The organism is Variovorax sp. J22G73 (assembly GCF_030317035.1).
Taxonomy (GTDB): Bacteria; Pseudomonadota; Gammaproteobacteria; order Burkholderiales; family Burkholderiaceae_C; genus Variovorax.
Genome location: NZ_JASZYK010000001.1, coordinates 1,372,971 through 1,392,127, shown reverse-complemented (window position 1 = coordinate 1,392,127; position 19,157 = coordinate 1,372,971). Strand labels below are relative to the sequence as shown.

The 19,157-nt window shown below is 68.4% G+C and carries 17 protein-coding genes and 1 tRNA gene; 7 read left to right on the top strand and 11 right to left on the bottom strand.

Annotated elements, in window-relative coordinates; genetic code table 11:
• Window positions 1–37: 37 nt before the first annotated feature.
• Complete coding sequence (gene tig, locus QTI51_RS06545; RefSeq protein WP_116908827.1) at window positions 38–1,354, bottom strand: trigger factor; 1,317 nt, start codon at window positions 1,352–1,354, stop codon at window positions 38–40.
• A gap of 268 nt (window positions 1,355–1,622) precedes the next feature.
• On the opposite strand from tig, the gene QTI51_RS06540 reads away from it, so the two are divergent.
• A complete protein-coding gene (locus QTI51_RS06540) occupies window positions 1,623–2,588 on the top strand; it encodes a tetratricopeptide repeat protein (RefSeq protein WP_116908826.1) in 966 nt (321 codons plus the stop codon).
• 111 nt (window positions 2,589–2,699) lie between these two features.
• On the opposite strand, the gene QTI51_RS06535 is transcribed toward QTI51_RS06540, so the two are convergent.
• The 4 genes from QTI51_RS06535 to QTI51_RS06520 all read right to left on the bottom strand — a co-directional run bounded on the left by QTI51_RS06535 (window position 2,700) and on the right by QTI51_RS06520 (window position 9,300).
• Window positions 2,700–2,786 (bottom strand) — tRNA-Leu (locus QTI51_RS06535).
• Between the two features lie 101 nt (window positions 2,787–2,887).
• Window positions 2,888–6,112, bottom strand: a complete 3,225-nt coding sequence (locus QTI51_RS06530; RefSeq protein ID WP_116908825.1) for an efflux RND transporter permease subunit — start codon at window positions 6,110–6,112, stop codon at window positions 2,888–2,890.
• Entirely contained in the window at window positions 6,109–7,326 is a 1,218-nt protein-coding gene (locus QTI51_RS06525; RefSeq protein WP_116908824.1) for an efflux RND transporter periplasmic adaptor subunit, read from the bottom strand. The genes QTI51_RS06530 and QTI51_RS06525 overlap by 4 nt, the downstream gene beginning before the upstream one ends.
• 129 nt (window positions 7,327–7,455) lie before the next feature.
• On the bottom strand, window positions 7,456–9,300 hold the full coding sequence (locus QTI51_RS06520) for a potassium transporter Kup (protein ID WP_286513693.1): 1,845 nt from the start codon (window positions 9,298–9,300) through the stop codon (window positions 7,456–7,458).
• A gap of 150 nt (window positions 9,301–9,450) precedes the next feature.
• On the opposite strand from QTI51_RS06520, the gene hpnC reads away from it, so the two are divergent.
• The 4 genes from hpnC to QTI51_RS06500 all read left to right on the top strand — a co-directional run bounded on the left by hpnC (window position 9,451) and on the right by QTI51_RS06500 (window position 12,891).
• Window positions 9,451–10,383 (top strand): squalene synthase HpnC, encoded by a 933-nt coding sequence (hpnC, locus tag QTI51_RS06515; protein ID WP_116909098.1) that lies wholly within the window; start codon window positions 9,451–9,453, stop codon window positions 10,381–10,383.
• Window positions 10,380–11,219 (top strand): presqualene diphosphate synthase HpnD, encoded by an 840-nt coding sequence (gene hpnD / locus QTI51_RS06510; RefSeq protein WP_116908822.1) that lies wholly within the window; start codon window positions 10,380–10,382, stop codon window positions 11,217–11,219. Before hpnC ends, hpnD begins: the two co-directional genes overlap by 4 nt.
• 96 nt (window positions 11,220–11,315) lie before the next feature.
• The gene (gene hpnE, locus QTI51_RS06505; RefSeq protein WP_116908821.1) at window positions 11,316–12,572 is read left to right on the top strand and encodes a hydroxysqualene dehydroxylase HpnE; all 1,257 of its coding nucleotides are present in this window, start codon (window positions 11,316–11,318) and stop codon (window positions 12,570–12,572) included.
• A 10-nt stretch (window positions 12,573–12,582) separates the two neighbouring features.
• Window positions 12,583–12,891: a hypothetical protein gene (locus QTI51_RS06500; protein ID WP_116908820.1), complete on the top strand. Its 309-nt coding sequence runs from the start codon at window positions 12,583–12,585 to the stop codon at window positions 12,889–12,891.
• A gap of 41 nt (window positions 12,892–12,932) precedes the next feature.
• Here QTI51_RS06500 and QTI51_RS06495 read toward each other — a convergent pair whose 3' ends face one another.
• Entirely contained in the window at window positions 12,933–13,574 is a 642-nt protein-coding gene (locus tag QTI51_RS06495; RefSeq protein WP_116908819.1) for a LysE family translocator, read from the bottom strand.
• Window positions 13,575–13,702: 128 nt separating this feature from the next.
• Between QTI51_RS06495 and QTI51_RS06490 the strand changes: the two genes are divergently transcribed.
• Window positions 13,703–14,008: an NIPSNAP family protein gene (locus QTI51_RS06490; RefSeq protein WP_116908818.1), complete on the top strand. Its 306-nt coding sequence runs from the start codon at window positions 13,703–13,705 to the stop codon at window positions 14,006–14,008.
• Between the two features lie 19 nt (window positions 14,009–14,027).
• On the opposite strand, the gene QTI51_RS06485 is transcribed toward QTI51_RS06490, so the two are convergent.
• Entirely contained in the window at window positions 14,028–14,759 is a 732-nt protein-coding gene (locus tag QTI51_RS06485) for an HAD family hydrolase (protein ID WP_116908817.1), read from the bottom strand.
• 16 nt (window positions 14,760–14,775) lie between these two features.
• Here QTI51_RS06485 and hemH point away from each other — a divergent pair, with 16 nt between their 5' ends.
• Window positions 14,776–15,858 (top strand): ferrochelatase, encoded by a 1,083-nt coding sequence (gene hemH, locus QTI51_RS06480; RefSeq protein WP_286512323.1) that lies wholly within the window; start codon window positions 14,776–14,778, stop codon window positions 15,856–15,858.
• A gap of 58 nt (window positions 15,859–15,916) precedes the next feature.
• Here hemH and QTI51_RS06475 read toward each other — a convergent pair whose 3' ends face one another.
• The 4 genes from QTI51_RS06475 to QTI51_RS06460 all read right to left on the bottom strand — a co-directional run bounded on the left by QTI51_RS06475 (window position 15,917) and on the right by QTI51_RS06460 (window position 19,149).
• Window positions 15,917–16,483 carry a thioredoxin family protein gene (locus QTI51_RS06475; protein WP_116909097.1) on the bottom strand — a complete coding sequence of 189 codons (567 nt, stop codon included), beginning with the start codon at window positions 16,481–16,483 and terminating at the stop codon, window positions 15,917–15,919.
• Between the two features lie 146 nt (window positions 16,484–16,629).
• The gene (locus tag QTI51_RS06470) at window positions 16,630–17,136 is read right to left on the bottom strand and encodes a DUF1993 domain-containing protein (RefSeq protein WP_116908815.1); all 507 of its coding nucleotides are present in this window, start codon (window positions 17,134–17,136) and stop codon (window positions 16,630–16,632) included.
• A 64-nt stretch (window positions 17,137–17,200) separates the two neighbouring features.
• Window positions 17,201–18,085: an alpha/beta fold hydrolase gene (locus tag QTI51_RS06465; protein ID WP_116908814.1), complete on the bottom strand. Its 885-nt coding sequence runs from the start codon at window positions 18,083–18,085 to the stop codon at window positions 17,201–17,203.
• On the bottom strand, window positions 18,082–19,149 hold the full coding sequence (locus tag QTI51_RS06460; protein ID WP_116908813.1) for a branched-chain amino acid ABC transporter permease: 1,068 nt from the start codon (window positions 19,147–19,149) through the stop codon (window positions 18,082–18,084). The genes QTI51_RS06465 and QTI51_RS06460 overlap by 4 nt, the downstream gene beginning before the upstream one ends.
• Window positions 19,150–19,157 lie beyond the last annotated feature (8 nt).

Below are 19,157 nucleotides of genomic sequence, written 5' to 3'. Positions count from 1 at the left end.
GCACAAGCCCCATTGGCGTTGCGGGCGGCTTGGAGAATCAGCCTTGCTGTTGCGCCATCAGTTCGTCGAACGACACCGACTTCTCGTTGACCTTGGCCTTGCCCAGGACGAAATCGGTCACGTTGTTCTCGATGACCACGGCCTCGACTTCGGCCAGGCGGTTGTTGTCGCTGAAGTACCAGCGCACCACGTCGGCCGGCTTTTCGTAGCTGGCGGCCAGCTCGTCGATGTGGGCCTTGATCTGCTCGGGCTTGGCCTGCAGGTCGTTGGCACGCACCAGCTCGGCGACCACCAGGCCCAGGCGCACGCGGCGCTCGGCTTGCGGACGGAACACTTCGTCGGGAATCGGTGCCTTGTCGGCGTCCTTGATGCCGCGTTGCTTCAGCTCGGCGCGGGCGCCTTCGACCATGCGGCTGACTTCCGACTGCACGCTGGCGTTCGGCAGGTCGAGCTCGGCGTTGGCCACCAGGGCGTCCATCACGGCGTTCTTGTTGCGCGCCAGCAGGCGGAACTTCACTTCGCGCTCGAGGTTGCGCTTGATGTCGGCGCGCAGGCCTTCCACCGTGGCTTCGGCGATGCCGAGCGACTTGGCGAGCTGTTCGTTGACTTCGGGCAGGTGCGAGGCTTCGATCTTCTTCACGGTGACCAGGAAGTCGGCTTGCTTGCCGGCCACGTCCTTGCCGTGGTAGTCGGCGGGGAACGACAGCGGGAAGGTGCGGCTGTCGCCCGACTTCATGCCGCGCACGGCGTCTTCGAATTCCTTGAGCATCTGGCCTTCGCCGACGATGAACTGGAAGTCTTCGGCCTTGCCGCCCTGGAAGGGCTCGCCGTCGATCTTGCCTTCGAAGTCGACGGTCACGCGGTCGTCGTCTTGCGCGACGGCGTCTTGCGCGCGCTGGGCGAAGGTGCGGCGTTGCTTGCGCAGGATGTCCAGCGTCTTGTCGATGGCGTCGTCGCCCACTTCGGCCGAGAGCTTCTCGACTTCAGCGCCAGCCAGGTCGTTGATCTTGACTTCGGGGAACACTTCGAACACCGCGTCGAACGCCAGTTCGCCTTCGGGCGACTCTTCTTTTTCGGTGATGCGGGGCTGGCCGGCCACGCGCAGCTTGGCTTCGTTGGCGGCTTGCGAGAAGGCTTCGCCGACCTTGTCGTTCATGACTTCGTAGTGCACCGAGTAGCCATAGCGCTGGGCCACGACGTTCATCGGCACCTTGCCGGGACGGAAGCCGTCCATCTTGACGGTGCGCGCGAGCTTCTTGAGGCGCGAATCGACTTCGTTCTGGATGGTGCCGACCGGCAGGGTCAGCGTGATCTTGCGTTCGAGCTTCTCGAGAGTTTCAACGGTCACGGTCATGATGTCTTCCTGGTAAGGGGGCTGGTGCGCGGGGCCTGCATCTTTTTTTATCAATACAGATCAAGGACTTACACGCGCTGGCGGGATTTATGCGGAGGCACACGTGTGCCGCCTGTAAAACTGGGCAACCTGCGATTCTAATCTGGCGGAAAAGCGGGTTTTCACGGGGTCTCGCCGTGTCGCCGGCGGCGGTCAGGTTTGGCCAATATTGCGCGCCTAGAGTGGATCCATACCGTCCTTACACGCAGGACTGCAGAGGAGATTTTTCATGCTTCAGCGACTGTTCACCGCCCTCGCCTTCACCCTCGTCGTGGCATTCGGGATGCCTTCGCTCGCACAGGCGAAGACCGACGCGCCCGCCTCTGGCGATCCCACCATCCGGCAGATCTACGACACCGCGAACGGCGGCAAGATGGCCGACGCCGACGCGATGATCGCGAAGGTGCTGAAGGACCACCCCAACAGCGCCAAGGCCCATTTCGTGCAGGCCGAGTTGCTTGCGGCGCAGGGCAAGCTCGACGGCGCCCGGAGCGCGCTGGTCAAGGCCAAGGAACTGGCGCCCGACCTCTCGTTCGCCAGGCCCGAAGCGGTCGAACGGTTGACGGCCAAGCTCGACAGGCCCACGGCCGCCCCCGCCCGAACCGAGCCGACCCGTGCCAGCACGCCTGCGGCCCCAACCGTACAGACGCAGGCCAGGACCGGCTCCATCCCCTGGCTGCCGATCGCGCTGGTCGGGCTGCTGGCCGTGGGCTACCTCGCTTTCCGTCGCCGGGTGGCGCCGCCCGCCGCCCCGGCGCAGTCGTACGCGCCTCAACCAGGCACATACGGTGCACCCGGCGCACCCGCTGCACCCGTTACGCCCGGCGGCTACCCGAGCTACGGCCCCGGCGGCGGCAGCTGGATGCCCGCAGCGCCTCCCGCGGCCGCACCAGGCATGGGCCTGGGCTCCGCGCTGGCCACCGGCGCGGCGGTCGGCGTGGGCGCGATCGTGGCGCAAGAGGCCGTGCGCCACTGGATGCACGACCGCTCCGACACCAGCATCAACAACACCACCGAGCGCAACGACACGTCCCACATCAACGACAGCGGCAACGCCGACATGGGCCGCAGCCTGTGGCCGTCGTCTTCGCCCCAGGAGCCCGAGCGCATCGTGGACAACGACTTCGGCATCACCGACACGAGTTCGTGGGACGACGGGGGCAGCGGCGGCGGCAGCGACAACAACGACTGGTAGGCGCCGCCGACACCGCGCACGCTGCACGTACCGGCCAAAGAAAAAGCCCCCGTCTCTTTCGAAACGGGGGCTTCTTCACTGCGCGATAGAACAGGCTATGTAGCAGAGGGCTGGTGCGCGGGGCCGGACTCGAACCGGCACGTTCTTGCGAACGTCAGGACCTAAACCTGGTGCGTCTACCAATTTCGCCACCCGCGCGATGCCAATCTTTCAGGTGAATGCAAAAGCGGACGGCCCCTTTGCGCCATGAGGTTGCATGGGCCAAAGACCATCCGCTTGAAATCGGTCAGCTTTCAATTTTAAACACTAATCGGGGCCACTTTCGGCGCCGGCGATGCGGGCGACGTCTTTGGTTCGTCCGGTTCACGCTTGACGCGGAACGCCGCCGCGTACATCGCCGGCAAGGCGAGCAGCGTGAGCACCGTCGCCACGATCAGCCCGCCCATGATCGCCACCGCCATCGGCCCCCAGAACACGCTGCGCGACAGCGGAATCATCGCCAGCACGGCAGCCGCCGCGGTCAGCACGATCGGCCTCAGCCGCCGCACCGCGGATTCGACGATCGCGTCCCACGCCGGCACGCCCGCCGCGCGGTCGAGCTCGATCTGGTCGATCAGGATCACCGCGTTGCGCTGGATCATGCCCATCAGCGCGATCACGCCCAGCAGCGCGACGAAGCCGAAGGGCCGGTTCAGCAGCAGCAGCGCACCGGCCACGCCGGCGATGCCCATCGGCCCGGTGATGAACACCAGCAGCGAGCGGCTGAAGCTGTGCAGCTGCAGCATCAGCAAGGTGAACACCAGGAACAGCATGATCGGCACGCCCGCCACGATGGACGCCGAGCCCTTGCTGCTTTCCTCCGCCGCGCCCGCCACCTCGATGCGGTAGCCGCCCTGCCCGGCCGCGGCCCAGCCGGCTTCCACCTCGCGCAGCTTCGGCAGCAGCTGCGTCGTCACCGTGGCGCCCTGCAGGCCCTCGATGACGTCGCCCTGCACCGTGATGGCGTAGTCGCGGTTTTCGCGCCACATCACGCCCGGCTCCCAGGTGAACACCGGCTTGGCGATCTGCGTGAGCGGAATCGAACGGCCCGAGCTCGTCGGGATGTAGGCGTTGCCGATGTCCGAGATGGCCTGGCGCTCGTCGGGCGCCTGGCGCAGCACGATGTCGATCAGCTGGTCGTTCTCGCGGTACTGGCCCACGGTGGTGCCGCTGAACATCGTCTTCGACGCCTGCGCGATGGCCTGGCTGGTCACGCCCAGCGCGCGCGCCTTGGCCTGGTCGATTTCCAGGCGAATGACCTTCACCGACTCGTTCCAGTTGTCGTTCACGCCGCGCATGTTGGCGTTGTCGCGCAGCACGGCCTTCACCTCGTCGGCATGGCCGCGCAGCAGCGCCGGGTCGGGCCCGATCACGCGGAACTGCACCGGGTAGGCCACGGGCGGCCCGTTGGGCAGCAGCTTGACGCGGCCACGCACCTCGGGAAACTCCTGCGCCAGCAGCTGCGGCAGCTTCAGGCGCAGCGTTTCGCGCACCTTCAGGTCCTTGGACAGCACGATGAGCTGCGACACGTTGGTCTGCGGGAACACCTGGTCCAGCGGCAGGTAGAAGCGCGGCACGCCCGAGCCGATCCAGGTGCTGACGGTCTTCACGCCCTCTTCCTGCATGAAGCGCTGCTCCACGCGCTTTGCCACCTCTTCGTTGGCCGCGAACGAGGTGCCTTCGGGGAACCAGATGTCCACCAGGATTTCCGGCCGGCTCGAGTCCGGGAAGAACTGCTGCTGCACCTTGCCCATGCCCACGATGCCCAGTGCGAAGATCAGCACCGTGGCGCCGATGGTCGTCCAGCGGTGCGCCACGCACCAGTTCACCGTGCGGCGAAAGGCGTTGTAGAAGGCCGAGTCGAAGAGTTCGTGCGGCGGCGCCTCGGGAGCCGACGGGTCATGCGGCTCCTGCGAAGCCGCGTGCGGCTTCACCTTCAGCAGCAGCGTGCCCAGGTAGGGCACGAAGTACACCGACACGATCCACGACAGCACCAGCGCGATCACCGTCACCGCGAAGATCGCGAAGGTGTACTCGCCCGTCACCGACTTGGCCAGCCCGATGGGCAGGAAACCCGCCGCCGTGATGAGCGTGCCCGTGAGCATCGGCTTGGCTGTCACGTCGTAGGCGTAGGTGGCGGCGCGGGCCTTGTCGTAGCCCTCTTCCATCTTTCGCACCATCATCTCGACCGCGATGATCGCGTCGTCCACCAGCAGGCCCAGCGCGATGATGAGCGAGCCCAGCGATATCTTGTGCAGCCCGATGCCGAAGTAGTTCATGGCCAGGAAGGTCACGGCCAGCACCAGCGGAATGGTGATCGCCACCACCAGCCCCGGCCGCACGTCGATGTACCAGCCGAAGCGCCCGCCCTTGTGCAGCCCGAGCGAGATGATGCTCACCGCCAGCACGATGGCCACGGCCTCGATCAGCACGCCGACGAACTCGTTCACCGAGCTCGCCACCGACACCGGCTGGTCTTGCACCTGCGCCAGCTTCACGCCGGCCGGCAGGCGCTGGTCGATGGTGGCCGTGGTGGCCTTCAGCGCCTTGCCCAGCGCGATGATGTCGCCGCCCTTGGCCATGGACACGCCCAGCGCGATCACTTCCTTGCCCTGGTGGTGCACCTTCACGGCCGGCGGGTCGACGTAGCCGCGGCGAATGTCCGCGATGTCGCCCAGCTTCAGCTGGTTGCCCGAGCTGCCGCGAATGGGCATGTCGCGCAGCTGGTCGACGCTGGTGAACTGGCCCGCCACGCGCACCTGCACCACGTCTTGCGGCGACTGGATGGTGCCCGCGCTCTCGATGGCGTTCTGCGAGCCCAGCTGCGAGAGCACCGCGTTGAAATCGAGCCCCAGCTGCGCCAGGCGCTTCTGCGAAATTTCGATGTAGACCTTCTCGTCCTGCACGCCGAACTGGTCGACCTTGGCCACGTCCTTCACGCGCAGCAGCTGCTGGCGCACGTCGTCGGCCAGCGTCTTGAGCTCGGCGTAGCTGAAGCCTTCGCTCTCCAGCGCGTAGATCACGCCGTACACGTCGCCGAAGTCGTCATTGAAGAACGGGCCCTGCACGCCGGCCGGCAAGGTGGCGCGCATGTCGCCGATCTTCTTGCGCACCGTGTACCAGACGTTGGCCACCTCGGCGGACTTCGACGAGTCCTTGATGTTGAAGATGATCTGCGACTCGCCGGGCTTCGAATAGCTGCGGATCTTGTCGGCGTACGGCGCCTCCTGCAGCGTGCGCTCCAGCTTGTCGGTGACCTGCTCGGCCACCTGCTGCGCCGTGGCGCCGGGCCAGTAGGTGCGCACCACCATCGCGCGGAAGGTGAAGGGCGGGTCTTCGTCCTGGCCGAGCTGGAAGTACGCGAAGGCACCCAGCACCATCAGCACCACCATCAGGTAGCGCGTGAGGGGCGCGTGGTCGAGCGCCCATTTGGAGAGGTTGAAACCGGCGGGCTTGTCGTGGGGGTCTGCTGCGCCGCCGCTCATTTGGAGGCACCCGCGGCGGCCGGAGCGATTTCCTTCTGCGTTGCGGCAACGGCGGAAACGGGCTGCGCCGACTCCTTCGCACCGGCGACGGCGGCGGCATTGGCGGCGGCCGCGGCCGCCTCCTTCGACTGGTAGATGGTGACCTTCTGCCCCGGCGACAGCACATGCACGCCGGCGGCCACGACCATCATGCCGGGCGCGATGCCCGAGGCGATGACGGCTTCATTGCCGTCGGCGGTGGCCACCTGCACCGGCTGCGAGCGCACGGTCATGCTCGCCTTGTCGAGCACCCACACGGCCGAGCCCTTGCCTTCCTGGCGCAGCGCGCTGGTCGGCAGCTTCATCACCGCGGTGCTGGCATGGGCCAGCGCCTGCGGGCGGGCGTACACCGTGGCGCCCAGCGGCGGCGAGGTGGCCGCGTCGATGGCCACCTTGACCGAATACGTGCGCGTGACCGCGTCGGCGCTGGCCGCCACTTCGCGCACCTGGCCTTGCAGCTCGCTGCCGCCCGACCAGCCGCGCACGGCGACGGGCGAGCCGGTCTTGATGAGCGTGGCGCGGTCTTCGGGCACCGCGAACACCACGTCGCGCGCGCCGTCCTGCGCAATGCGAACCACCGGCGTGCCGGCCTGCACCACCTGGCCCGGCTCGGCCTCGATGGCGGTGATGACGCCGGCCACGTCGGCCACCAGCGTCGTGTAGTTGGCCTGGTTGCCCTGCGAGGCGAGTTGTGCCTGCGCCTGCTCGAGCTGGGCCTGCGCGGCCTTCCAGGTGGTTTCGCGGCGCTCGAGTTCGGCGCCGCTGATGAAGTTCTGCTGGCGCAGCTCGGCGTAGCGCTTCAGGTCGGCGGCAGCCAGGTCGCGGTTGGTGAGCGCGGCGGCCTGCTGGGCGCGCGCGGCGTCGGCGGCGAGCTTGTAATCCTGCGGGTCGAGCTGGGCCAGCACCTGGCCGGCCTGCACGCGCTGGCCGAGCTCGGCCTGGCGCCGGGTGATCTTGCCCGCCACGCGAAAGCCCAGGCGGGACTCGACGCGCGCGCGCACCTCGGCCGAGAACTCGGGCTGGGCATCGAAATCGCTGGTGCCCACGGTCACGAACTTGACCGCGCGAACGGGCTCCTCGGCCACGGGTTTCGGCGAACAGCCGGCCAGGACAAAGGCGGGAAGCAGCAGCCAGGCGGCGCTGCGGGCACGAGAAAAAACGGCGGAGGCGGTCATGAGACACCCTAGGGAGGACGAACCAGGTCATTACTGACCCACTGGTTAGTAATCTAGGGTAAACGTTAAATACTGTCAATGACCCGCCGGTCACTAGGCGCACGCCCGCGCCTCGAAAACGCGCTGGCGCTAGGTGCGCTGCCCCATCTCCACCAGCCGGTTGTCGGGCAACTCGAAGTAGTCCGACGCCCGCCCCGCGTTGCGCTGCAGCCAGCCGAACAGCGCGCGCCGTATCGGGTTGAGCCCCGGCAGGTTCTCCTCGCCCACCGAGGCACGCGAGACGAAGTACGAGGTCTTCATCGAGTCGATGGCCAGCGTCTTCTGGTACGCCAGGATGCGGATGAACTCCGGCACGTCGGGCCGCTCCATGAAGCCGTGGCGCGCGGTGACCACCCAGATGCCCTCCATCAGCTGCTCGGCCTCGATGCGGACGCGCGCGTCCACGCGCGGCGTGTCGCAGGGCAGCACGCGCAGCACGATCACCTGCTCGTGCAGCACCTGGTTGTGCTTGAGGTTGTGCAGCAGCGCGTGCGGCACCGCGGTGGCGTCGGGGTTCAGGAACACCGCCGTGCCGCTCACCCGGTGCGGCATGTGCAGCGCCAGCGATTCGATGAAGGGGCGCAGCGGCAGGCTCTCGGCCGCCGCGGCCTCCAGCCCCAGCCGGCGGCCCTTGGCCCAGGTGGTGAAGAGCACCATCACCCCGGCCGCCACGGCCAGCGTGAGCCAGCCACCCTCGGCAACCTTCAGGCTGTTGGCGACCACGAAGGTCAGGTCAACCACCGCGAAGGCGGCCACGCCCACCACCACCGCCACCTTGTTCCAGCGCCACAGCCCCCAGGCCACGATGCCGGCCAGCAGCGTGGTCGTGACCATGGTGATCGACACCGCGATGCCGTAGGCCGCCGACAGCGCGCCCGAGCTGCGAAAGCCCAGCACCAGCAGCAGCACGCCCACCATCAGCAGCCAGTTGACCGCCGGCACATAAATTTGCCCGATGGCCGTGCCCGAGGTCTGGATCACCCGCATGCGCGGCAGATAGCCCATGCGCATGGCGTGCGCCGTGAGCGAGAACGCGCCCGAAATCACCGCCTGCGATGCAATCACCGTCGCCATGGCGGCCAGCACCACCATCGGCAGCACGCCCCATGACGGAAACAGCCGGAAGAACGGGTTGTCGACGGCCGCCGGGTTGCCCAGCACCAGCGCGCCCTGCCCGAAGTAGTTCAGCACCAGCCCCGGCAGCGCGATGAAGATCCAGGCCAGCCGGATCGGCTTGGCACCGAAATGCCCCATGTCGGCGTAAAGCGCCTCGCCGCCCGTGAACGCCAGGAACACCGCGCCCAGCACCGCCAGCGACTGCGCCCGGTGCTCGAACAGGAAGCCCACGGCCCGGCGCGGGTCGAGCGCCGCCAGCACCTGCGGCTGCTGCAAGATCTGCCACAGCCCGGCCGCGGCCAGCACCAGGAACCACAGCAGCATGATCGGCCCGAACACCTTTCCGACCACGCCCGTGCCCTTCTTCTGCACCGCGAACAGCGCCACCAGAATCACCACGGTGATCGGCAGCACCGCGCGCTGCAGCATCGGCGCCTGCACCTCCAGGCCCTCGACCGCCGACAGCACCGAAATGGCCGGCGTGATCAGGCTGTCGCCGTAGAACATGGCCGCGCCCACCAGGCCCAGCATGCCGATCACGTTCCACACCCACGGCTTGGTCTTCGGCCCGGCGACCCCGCTGCGGGCCAGCGCCTGCAGCGCCAGGATGCCGCCTTCGCCGTCGTGGTCGGCGCGCAGCACGAACACCACGTACTTCAGCGTCACCACGAACATCAGCCCCCAGAAGATCAGCGACAGCAGCCCCAGCACCGAATCGGGCGAGAACGGAATGCCGTGCTCGGGGTTCATCGTCTCCTTGAAGGCATAGAGCGGCGAGGTGCCGATGTCGCCGAAGACCACGCCCAGCGCCGCGATCATGAGCGTGGGCCCTGCCGGATGTGCCGCCTCGCCGTACGCGGGAACCTGGGACCCTGGGGCCGGAGCGGATGCTTTCATGAAGCGGGAGTTCGTAGTGGCGACGCTGCGAGCATAGTGCGGGGGCATGGCGTGGTGGCGGACAATCGTGGCGTGTCCGCCACTCCCCCCCACCTCGCCGCCCCGCCGGCCCACTACGAGAACTTTCCGGTCGCCTCGTGGCTGTGCCCGCCGCACCTGCGCCCGCCCATCGCCGCGATCTACCACTTCGCGCGCACCGCGGACGACATTGCCGACGAAGGCGATGCCTCCCCCGACGAACGCCTGGCCCAGCTGCGCGCCTACCGCGAAGAACTCGCTGCAGCGGCGCGAGGTGAGGCGGCGCACGGCGAAGTGGCGTCGTCGTCCCGCTGGCCGCAGGTGTTCGGCCCGCTCGCCTACAGCATCGCGCAGTACGGGCTGCCCGAAGCCCTGCTGGCCGACCTGCTGAGCGCCTTCATGCAGGACATCGAGAAAACCCGCGACCGCGGCACCTACGCCGACCGCGCCGAGCTGCTCGACTACTGCCGCCGCTCGGCCAACCCCATCGGCCGGCTGCTGCTGCACCTGTACGGCGTGCACGACGCGCAGGCGCTCGCGCAGAGCGACGCGATCTGCAGCGCGCTGCAGCTCATCAATTTCTGGCAGGACCCCAGCGTCGACCTGCCGCGCGGGCGCTTTTACTTTCCGCTGACCGATTGCGCCCGCCGCGGCCTGACGCCCGAGAACTTCAAGGTGTTCGCGCCGCTCTCGCGCGCCGAGCCGCCGCAGGAGGCCATCAACCTGGTTTCTGTGCTGTCGCACTGGGCCCGCGAGCTCATGACCGAGGGCGCGCCGCTTGTGCACCGGCTGCCGGGCCGCATGGGCTGGGAGCTGCGCCTGGTGGTGCAGGGCGGCCTGCGCATCCTCGACAAGATCGACGACCTGGGCTTCGACACCTTCTCGCAGCGCCCCACCATCGGCAAGTTCGACGCGCCCGTCTTGCTCTGGAATGCCCTGCGGATGCGGAGACAATGGCGGCCCATGAAAGCAGCGCCTCCCCGATGACCCCCGAGCAATACGTGCAAGACAAGGCCGCCGCCTCGGGCAGCAGTTTCTACTACGCCTTCCTGTTTCTTCCCAAGCCGAGGCGCGCGGCGATCACGGCGTTCTATGCCTTCTGCCGCGAAGTCGACGACGTGGTCGACGAGGTGACCGACCCCGGCGTGGCCGCCACCAAGCTCGCCTGGTGGCGCACCGAGGTCGCCCAGGCCTTTGCAGGCACCCCGCGCCACCCGGTGATGCAGGCGCTGATGCCGCACGCCGCGGCCTACGGCATCGAGGCGCGCCAGCTGCTCGAAGTGATCGACGGCTGCCAGATGGACCTCGACCAGACCCGCTACCTCGATTTCCCCGGCCTTGCGCGCTACTGCCACCTGGTGGCCGGCGTCGTCGGCGAAGTCGCGGCGCGCATCTTCGGCCAGACCGAGGCGCAGACCACCACCTACGCGCACAAGCTGGGCCTGGCGCTGCAGCTGACGAACATCCTGCGCGACGTGGGCGAAGACGCATTGCGCGGGCGCATCTACCTGCCGGTGAACGAGCTGCAGAAGTTCGACGTGAAGGCGCACGAGATACTGAACCGCGTGCACTCCGAGCGCTTCGTCGCGCTGATGAAGTTCCAGGCCGAGCGCGCGCACGCCGCGTACGACGAAGCCTTGTCCCTGCTCCCCCTGGCCGACCGCCGCGCGCAGAAGCCGGGCCTGATGATGGCCAGCATCTACCGCACGCTGCTGCGCGAGATCGAACGCGACGACTTCCAGGTGCTGAACCAGCGCGTGAGCCTGACGCCGGTGCGCAAGCTGTGGCTTGCGTGGAAGGTGCAGGCGCTGGGGCGGATATGAGCGGCACCCGCGCCTTCTCTTGCCTCGCCGCCCTCCGGGGCAGGGTTGGAACGACGGCAACCGCACTCGCCGGGCTCCCGGCCTGACCCGGCGGCCATGAAACTCGCCGTCATCGGCGCCGGCTGGGCCGGCCTCGCCTGCGCCATCGAAGCCACGCGCCTCGGCCATACCGTCACCCTGTACGAGGCCGCTCCCACGCCCGGCGGCCGCGCCCGCCGCGTCGACCACATGCACGGCATGGCGCTGGACAACGGCCAGCACATCCTCATCGGCGCGTACACCGCCACGCTGAAGCTCATGCGCGACGTCGGCGTCGATGTCGACGCCGCGCTGCTGCGCCTGCCGCTCTCGCTGCGCTTCGCCGATGGCGGCGGGCTCAAGCTGCCGCGCCTGCCCGCGCCGCTCGACCTGCTGGCGGGCATCTTCACGGCGCGCGGCTGGACGTGGCGCGACAAGTCGTCGCTGCTGCGCACGGCGGTGGGCTGGCGGCTGGCGGGTTTTCGCTGCGCCGCGGAAACCAGCGTTGCCGACCTGTGCACCGGCCTCACGCCGCGGGTGATGCGGGAGCTGATCGAGCCGCTGTGCGTCTCGGCGCTGAACACGCCCGTCGGCCAATCGAGCGGCCAGGTTTTCTTGCGCGTGCTGAACGACGCGCTCTTCAGCGGCAGCGGCGGCGCCGACCTGCTGCTGCCACGCGCCGACCTGGGCGCCCTGCTGCCCGATGCGGCCGTTCGGTGGCTGGCGGCGCATGGCGCGGCCGTGCGCATCGGCCACCGGGTGCGCGCGATCGCGCCCGAGGCGGGTTCATGGCGTGTGGACGAAGAAAGCTTCGACCACGCCGTGCTGGCCTGCGCACCGTGGGACGCCGCACGGCTGGTCCGCGCGTCAGGCCTGCCGGCGGACGCCTGGTGCGCCACCACCGAAGCGCTGCGCTTCGAAGCCATCGCCACGGTCTACGTGCGCGGCGCCACGCCGCTGGCCGAACCCATGCTCGCGCTGCGCAGCGACACGGCCACGGCGCCCGCGCAGTTCGCGTTCGACAAGGGCCAGCTCTGCGGCCTGCACGGCGTGCTCGCCATGGTCGTCAGCGCCAACGAGACATCGCGCGAGCTGCTGGAAGAACAGGTCATCGCGCAAGCCGCCGAGCAACTGGGCCAGACGACGCTGCAGCTGGTGCAGACCGTGGTCGAGAAGCGCGCCACCTTCGCCTGCACACCCGGGCTGGCGCGCCCGCCCGCCGCCATCGCCCCGGGCCTGCAGGCCTGCGGCGACTACACCGAAGGCCCCTACCCCGCCACGCTCGAAGGGGCGGTGCTCAGCGGGCTGGCCGCCGCCAAGGCATTGACGGCATAAAACGATCACCATGACCACCGAACTGCGCTACCTGGATTTCGACTACAGCGAAGACACCGAAGGCCACGGCACCTTCGACGCGATGGCATCGACCCCGCCCGAAAAGTCGCCGGAGGTGCAGGCCGAGATCGCCCGGGTGCTGGCCTGGGCCGAAGCCGCCTTCCCCGGTGCGCGCGGTGCCCTCGACGAAGGCGCCGTGTGGGACTTCGACCTGCAGCAAACGCGCGAGGACAACCCGCGCTTCGACACCTTCACGCTGTCGCTGAGCGGCACCGAAGACTTCTGCGCGGCCTTGCGCGAGCAGTTCGCGCTGGACTGAAACGGAAAGCGGAAAGCGACCGGAAGGCGCCCCGAGAACGATCAGGCCGTCTTGTTGCGCAGGCGCAGCAGGCTCAGCCCCAGCAGCACGAACGCACCACCCGACAGCTTGTTGAACAGCCGCGTGCGGCGCGGGTCGGCCAGCTGCTTGCGCAGCAGCCGCGCCAGCAGCACGTAGAACGCATGCGACAGCACCGAGGCGGTGGCGAAGGTGGTTGTCAGCACCACGAACTGCATGGCCAGCGGCGCGTCCTGCGTGAGGAACTGCGGGAACAGCGCCGAGAAGAAAAGTATGCCCTTGGGGTTGGTCAGCGCCACCGTCAGGCCGTGGCCGAACAGGCGCCAGCTCGAACGCGGCGAGCCCGCCACCGACGAGCCCTGCACGTCGGCGAACACGCTGCCCTGGCTGCGCCACTGCTTCACGCCCAGGTAGATCAGGTAGGCCGCGCCCGCCACCTTCAGCACCATGAAGGCATGCGCCGAGGTCGACAGCACCACCCCCAGCCCGGCCATGGCGGCGGCCGACACCATGAACAGCCCCGTCGCATTGCCCAGCGAACTGATCATGGCGCGGCGCGGGCCGACCGACATGGAGTTCGACACGGCGAGCAGCACCGCGGGGCCGGGCGTGAACGCGACGAGCAAGGTCACGCCGCAGAAGAGGAGCCAGTTGGAGAAGTGCACTTGGGGTTTCCTGCGCGCCGCGGCGCCGCTAGAGAGTGGGGCTGAAACTATAGTCAGCCCGGCGGATCGCCGCAGCGAGCCGCCTCATTAACCCCCAAAAAGCCTCAACCCCAAAGCCGAAGCAACCCATGGTCACCTGCTACCTGCGCTACATCGTCGACGCCTACAAGCTCAAGGAATTCGAGCACTACGGCAAGCTCTGGATTCCGCTGGTCGAGAAGTTCGGCGGCCAGCACCACGGCTACTTCCTGCCCTCGGAAGGCACCAACAACGTGGCGCTGGCGATGTTCACCTTTCCCAGCCTCGCGGCCTACGAGAAGTACCGCGCCGACTCGATGAACGACGCCGACTGCCAGGCCGCATTCCGCTATGCGGAAGAAACCCGCTGCATCGTGAGCTACGAGCGCAGCTTCTTCCTGCCCGTGTTCAGCTGAGCGCCGCCCAGCAGATCGTTCAGGCGCCCAGCGCCACGCACAGCGCGTGCAGGTTGGGCACGATGAGCTGCGGGCGCGCGTCGTGCGTCCAGGGGCGCTCGTCGCGCACCAGCCATGCGGTCTGCATGCCAGCGTTGAGCGCGCCGACCACGTCCAGCTCCGCGTCGTCGCCCACGTGCAGCACGTCCTTGGGCAGCAGGCCGACCGAGGCGGCCGCGGCCCGGAAGATGGGTGCGTGCGGCTTGCCGCTGCCGAAGGCGCGCGCATTGAAGGCGGTGCGAAACCAGCGGCCCACGCCGGTCTTGTGGATGTCGGCGTTGCCGTTGGACACCGCCACCAGCGGATAGCGTTCGCTGAGCCACTTCAGCGCCGGCAGCGCGTCGTCGTACAGCGTCACGCGCTGGCGCTCCTCGAAGAAAGCCTCGAAGGCCGGGTCGGCCAGCGCCGGGTCTTCGCCCGCGCGCCGCAGCGCGGTGCGTATCGATTCGCGGCGCAGCGCGCTCAGGTCGTGCGCCAGGTCGGAGCGCTCCTTGGCGGTGGCCTCGCGCAGCTCGCGCAGGATGCCGGGGGTCAGCAGCAGCGACGCCGTCTTGGGCGCCTCGCGCAGCAGCCAGGCCTGCAGCACGCCTTCGGCGCGTTCGATGGTCGGCCAGATCGGCCACAGGGTGTCGTCGAGGTCCAGCGTGATCGCGCTGATGCGTTTCACATCGAGCGGCACGAAGCCCGTCGACGCAGGGGGAGCGAAAGTCATGCCCGAGAATATCGCAATGCCTTTTATCCCCGAGACCGCCCTGCCCGGTAACCCTGCACCAGCGTCTGCGTCCGCACATGTGCCCGCGCCTGCGTCCGCGCAAAGCCCGCGCACCGCCGTGCTCTGGTGCAACCTGGGCTCGCCCGACGCGCCCACCGCCGCGGCCGTGCGCCCCTACCTCGCGGACTTTCTCGGCGACCCGCGCGTGGTCGAGATCCCGCGGGCGATCTGGGCGCTGATCCTGCACGGCATCATCCTGCGCACGCGGCCCGCCAAGTCGGCCGCCAAGTACGCCAGCGTCTGGACGCCCGAGGGCTCGCCGCTGAAAGTCTTCACGCAAAAGCAGTCCACGCTGCTGGCCGGCTGGCTCGGGGAGCGCGGCCACCGCGTGGCGGTGCGCGACGCCATGCGCTACGCCAACCCGTCCATCGCCTCGCGCCTCGACGCATTGCAGGCCGAAGGCGCCACGCGCGTGCTGGTGCTGCAGGCCTACCCGCAGTACTCGGCCACCACCACGGCCAGCGTGATCGACGCCGTGAACGACTGGAGCCGCAAGCAGCGCCGCCTGCCGGAGTTCCGCTTCGTCAACGACTACCACGACGACCCCGCCTACATCGACGCACTGGCCCAGGGCATCGAGAAGCACTGGAAGACCGAGGGCCGCGGCGAGGTGCTGCTGATGAGCTTCCACGGCATTCCCGCGCGCAACATCGCGCTGGGCGACCCCTACCAGGCGCAGTGCCTGCAAACCGCGCGCCTGCTCGCGGCGCGGCTGGGCCTGTCGGCCGCGCAGCACCGCGTGACCTTCCAGTCGCGCTTCGGCCGCGCCAAGTGGCTGGAGCCCTACACCGAGCCCACGCTGCGCGAGCTCGGCGCGTCGGGCGTGAAGCGCGTCGACGTGGTGTGCCCGGGCTTTCCGGCCGACTGCCTGGAGACGCTGGAAGAAATCGCCATGGAAGGCCGCGAGGCCTTCATGCACGCCGGCGGCCAGGCGTTCAGCTACATCCCCTGCCTGAACGACAGCCCGGCCTGGATCACCGCGCTCGCGGGCATCGCCGAGCGCAACCTGGCCGGCTGGCCCACGCAGGCGGTGCAATAGACGCGACCTGCGCCTGAATGCAACAGCTGCATCAGGCACATCAGGCACATCAGGTGCATCAGGTTGCAGCCTTGCGCGCCAGCAGCGCCTCGATGGCCGCTTCCATCTCGGCATACTCCCCTTCGCCGAAATGCTGGCGCATCACCTGGCCCTTGCTGTCGACCAGGTAGAACGCCGGCCAGTACTCGTTGTCGTAGGCCTTCCAGGTCGCGAAGCTGTTGTCCTGCGCCACCGGGTAGCGGATGTGGAAGCGCTCGATGGCGTCCTGCACATTGCGCGTGAGCTTCTCGTAGGCGAACTCGGGCGAATGCACGCCCACCACGGCAAAGCCCTGGTCCTTGTACTTCTCGTGCCAGCGCACCACGTGCGGCAGCGTGCGGATGCAGTTGATGCACGAGTAGGTCCAGAAATCGACCAGCACCACCTGCCCAGCCAGCGCCTTCAACGTGAGCGGCGGCGAGTTGAGCCACTTGTCGATGCCCGCGAATTCCGGCGCCTTGCCGTAGTCGCGCAGCCCCGGCGACGCGGCGGCGAATGCGGTGCGCACCGGCCAGCCACCACCGGCCGCCGCAGCGAGCGCGGACGCTCCGGCGGCGAGCCCCGAGAACGCCCTTCTGGACAACATCGTCTTCATGATCGCAACCCCATTCGTGTCAGACCGACAGCGGTCAGGGCGCGATTGTTTGCGGCGCACGCGGGGCGTGCGCATGTGTCACGGCAATTTGAAGTCTGTCACGGCGCCGTGACTGGCGTCGTGTCGGCGCCAACCCTTCAGAACTTGCCCAGGTAATCCAGCTTGCCGATGGGCATGCCCTTGTGGCGCAGCACGTCGTAGGCGGTGGTCACGTGGAAGAAGAAGTTGGGCAGCGCGAACTGCAGCAGGTAGCGCTGCGCGGTGAAGTGCGCCTCGCCACCACCGGCCTTGATGACCACGTCGCGTTCCTCCTGTCCATCGACCTGCGCGCGCTCGACGGTCTTCAGGAAGTCCTGCGTCTTGGCGATGCGCGCCACCAGGTCGTCCCAGGTTTTTTCTTCGTCGGGAAAGCTTGGCGCGGTAAGGCCGGCGATGCGGGCCACGCCCAGCTTCGACGCGTCGCTCGCACGCTGCACCTGGCCGGCCAACGTGAGCATGTCGGGCGCCAGCCGTGCATCGACCAGCGTGGCCGTGTCGATGCCGTTGGCCTTGGCGTGCGCCAGGCTCTTGTCGAGCAGGTGGGTCAGTTGGCCGAGTCCGCGGGTGAAGACGGGCACGGACAGGTCGTACAGCGAGATGGACATGGTGTTCGAAGGCCTTGAGGCTCTGGGTGGGTGAGGGTCGGCGCGATTGTCACGCCGCCCTGCCTCAGGCGCCGGCCGCGCGAATAAACCCTTCGATCGGCTGCAGTTGTTCCAGCACGTTCAGCGCCGGCGCGTGTCCGCAGGCAGGCACTTCGATCACCTGCAGCCTGCCGGCGGCGCCCGGGCCGCGCCCCTGCATCCGCGCGATCACCTCGGGCAGCACCAGGTCCGACTCGGCGCCGCGCAGGCACAGCACCGGCACCTCGATGGCGTCGTAGTGCGGCCAGATCAGGTAGTCGTTGTCGTGCGCGCTGAACTGCCGAACCATGGCCGGGTCGTAGTGCGGCGTGACGCGGCCGTCCGCCAGGCGGCGCGTGGAGGTCTCGGTCAGCCGGCGCCACTGCGCGTCGCTGAGCCAGCCGTAGGGCTTGTAGACCGTGCGAAAGAAGGCCTCCAGCTCGACCACCGTGTCGAACGCCGGCGGCTGGCCGGCATAGGCGCGGATGCGCTCGATGGCCGGCTGCGCCAGCTCGGGCGCGTTGTCGTTGAGCACCAGGCTCGCGATGCGCGCCTTCATGCGCGGCTCGAACAGGCCCGACGCGCACACCGTGCCGATGGCCCCGCCCATCGACGTGCCGACCCAGTGCACGCGCCCCAGCCGCAGCTCGTCGCACAGCGCATTGGCGATGCGCGCGTAGAACTGCAGCTTGTATTCCTCGTCGGGCAGCGGGCTCCACTGGCTCAGGCCGCGGCCGATGGTGTCGGGGCAGATCACGCGAAAGCCGCGCGCTGCAAAGTGCTGCGCCAGCTCGTCCATGTCGCGCCCGGTGCGCGCCAGGCCGTGCCAGGCGATGACCACCGGCGCGTCCTCCGCGCCCCATTCGACCCAGTGGACCTCGCGGCCCGCGAGCTGCGCATAGCGCGACAGTGGCATGTGGTGTTCGCTCATCGCGCGGCCCTTGCTCGCAGTTTGCCGACGATGCCCGTCGGGAAGTAATACACGGACAGCACGAACAGCACGCCCAGCCACAGCAGCCAGCGGTCGGGCGACAGCAGCGCGGCCAGCCATGGCAGGCCGCTGGCGGCCTCGCTGCCCATGCGCAGCAGGTCTTGCAGGTAGCTCTGCGCAATGACGAACAGCACCGCGCCGATGGCCGCGCCGTAGATGGTGCCCATGCCGCCGATCACCACGATCAGCAGCACGTCGATCATGATCTCGAAGCTCAGCGAGGTGTCCGGCCCGTTGTAGCGCAGCCAGATGGCCAGCATGGCGCCGGCCAGCGTGGCGAACAGCGCCGACAGCACGGCCGCCGTGGTGCGGTACACCACCACGCGGTAGCCGATGGCCTCGGCGCGGAACTCGTTCTCGCGAATGGCCTGCAGCACGCGGCCGAAGGGCGAGTTCACGATGCGCAGCAGCGCCAGCACCAGCACCACGGCCGCCACGAACAGCAGGTAGTAGCACAGCAGCCGGCCGTCGAGCGACACGCCCAGGAACGGCTCTTCGGCGAACTCGAAGCTCGGCGAGATCAGCTCGGGCAGCTTGAAGGTCAGGCCGTCTTCGCCGCCGGTGAAGTCCGACAGCTGCGAGGCCAGCGTCTGGAACGCCGAGGCCACGGCCAGCGTGATCATCGCGAAGAAAATCGCGCGCACCCGCAGCGAGAACAGGCCGATGGCGAACGAGAGCACCAGCGACACCGCCAGAGAAGCACCCAGCCCCACCAGCACCGCGCCCCAGTTCGGGCCCAGCCGCGAGGCCGAGATGGCGATGCCGTAGGCACCGATGCCGAAGAACATCGTGTGCGCGAAGCTCACGATGCCGGTGTAGCCCAGCAGCAGGTCGAAGCTGGCCACCAGCACCACGAACACCAGGATCTTGGCCGCGACGCTGAGCGCCTTCACGCCCGGGAAGATGAACGGCGCGAACGCCAGCGCAATGAACAGCACCACCAGCAGCAGCGCCAGCAGGCGGCTGCGCGGCATGTCGTTGGAGAGAAGTCGTTTCAGGAACATGACGGCTT

Excerpts from the sequence above, each read along its gene's own strand:
- QTI51_RS06525 (WP_116908824.1), bottom strand. The coding sequence starts at position 7,326 with ATGACCGCCTCCGCCGTTTTTTCTCGTGCCCGCAGCGCCGCCTGGCTG.
- tig (WP_116908827.1), bottom strand. The coding sequence starts at position 1,354 with ATGACCGTGACCGTTGAAACTCTCGAGAAGCTCGAACGCAAGATCACG.
- hpnD (WP_116908822.1), top strand. The coding sequence starts at position 10,380 with ATGACCCCCGAGCAATACGTGCAAGACAAGGCCGCCGCCTCGGGCAGC.
- QTI51_RS06540 (WP_116908826.1), top strand. The coding sequence starts at position 1,623 with ATGCTTCAGCGACTGTTCACCGCCCTCGCCTTCACCCTCGTCGTGGCA.
- QTI51_RS06500 (WP_116908820.1), top strand. The coding sequence starts at position 12,583 with ATGACCACCGAACTGCGCTACCTGGATTTCGACTACAGCGAAGACACC.
- QTI51_RS06485 (WP_116908817.1), bottom strand. The coding sequence starts at position 14,759 with ATGACTTTCGCTCCCCCTGCGTCGACGGGCTTCGTGCCGCTCGATGTG.
- hemH (WP_286512323.1), top strand. The coding sequence starts at position 14,776 with ATGCCTTTTATCCCCGAGACCGCCCTGCCCGGTAACCCTGCACCAGCG.
- QTI51_RS06530 (WP_116908825.1), bottom strand. The coding sequence starts at position 6,112 with ATGAGCGGCGGCGCAGCAGACCCCCACGACAAGCCCGCCGGTTTCAAC.
- QTI51_RS06520 (WP_286513693.1), bottom strand. The coding sequence starts at position 9,300 with ATGATCGCGGCGCTGGGCGTGGTCTTCGGCGACATCGGCACCTCGCCG.
- QTI51_RS06490 (WP_116908818.1), top strand. The coding sequence starts at position 13,703 with ATGGTCACCTGCTACCTGCGCTACATCGTCGACGCCTACAAGCTCAAG.
- QTI51_RS06470 (WP_116908815.1), bottom strand. The coding sequence starts at position 17,136 with ATGTCCATCTCGCTGTACGACCTGTCCGTGCCCGTCTTCACCCGCGGA.
- QTI51_RS06465 (WP_116908814.1), bottom strand. The coding sequence starts at position 18,085 with ATGAGCGAACACCACATGCCACTGTCGCGCTATGCGCAGCTCGCGGGC.
- QTI51_RS06475 (WP_116909097.1), bottom strand. The coding sequence starts at position 16,483 with ATGTTGTCCAGAAGGGCGTTCTCGGGGCTCGCCGCCGGAGCGTCCGCG.
- hpnE (WP_116908821.1), top strand. The coding sequence starts at position 11,316 with ATGAAACTCGCCGTCATCGGCGCCGGCTGGGCCGGCCTCGCCTGCGCC.
- QTI51_RS06460 (WP_116908813.1), bottom strand. The coding sequence starts at position 19,149 with ATGTTCCTGAAACGACTTCTCTCCAACGACATGCCGCGCAGCCGCCTG.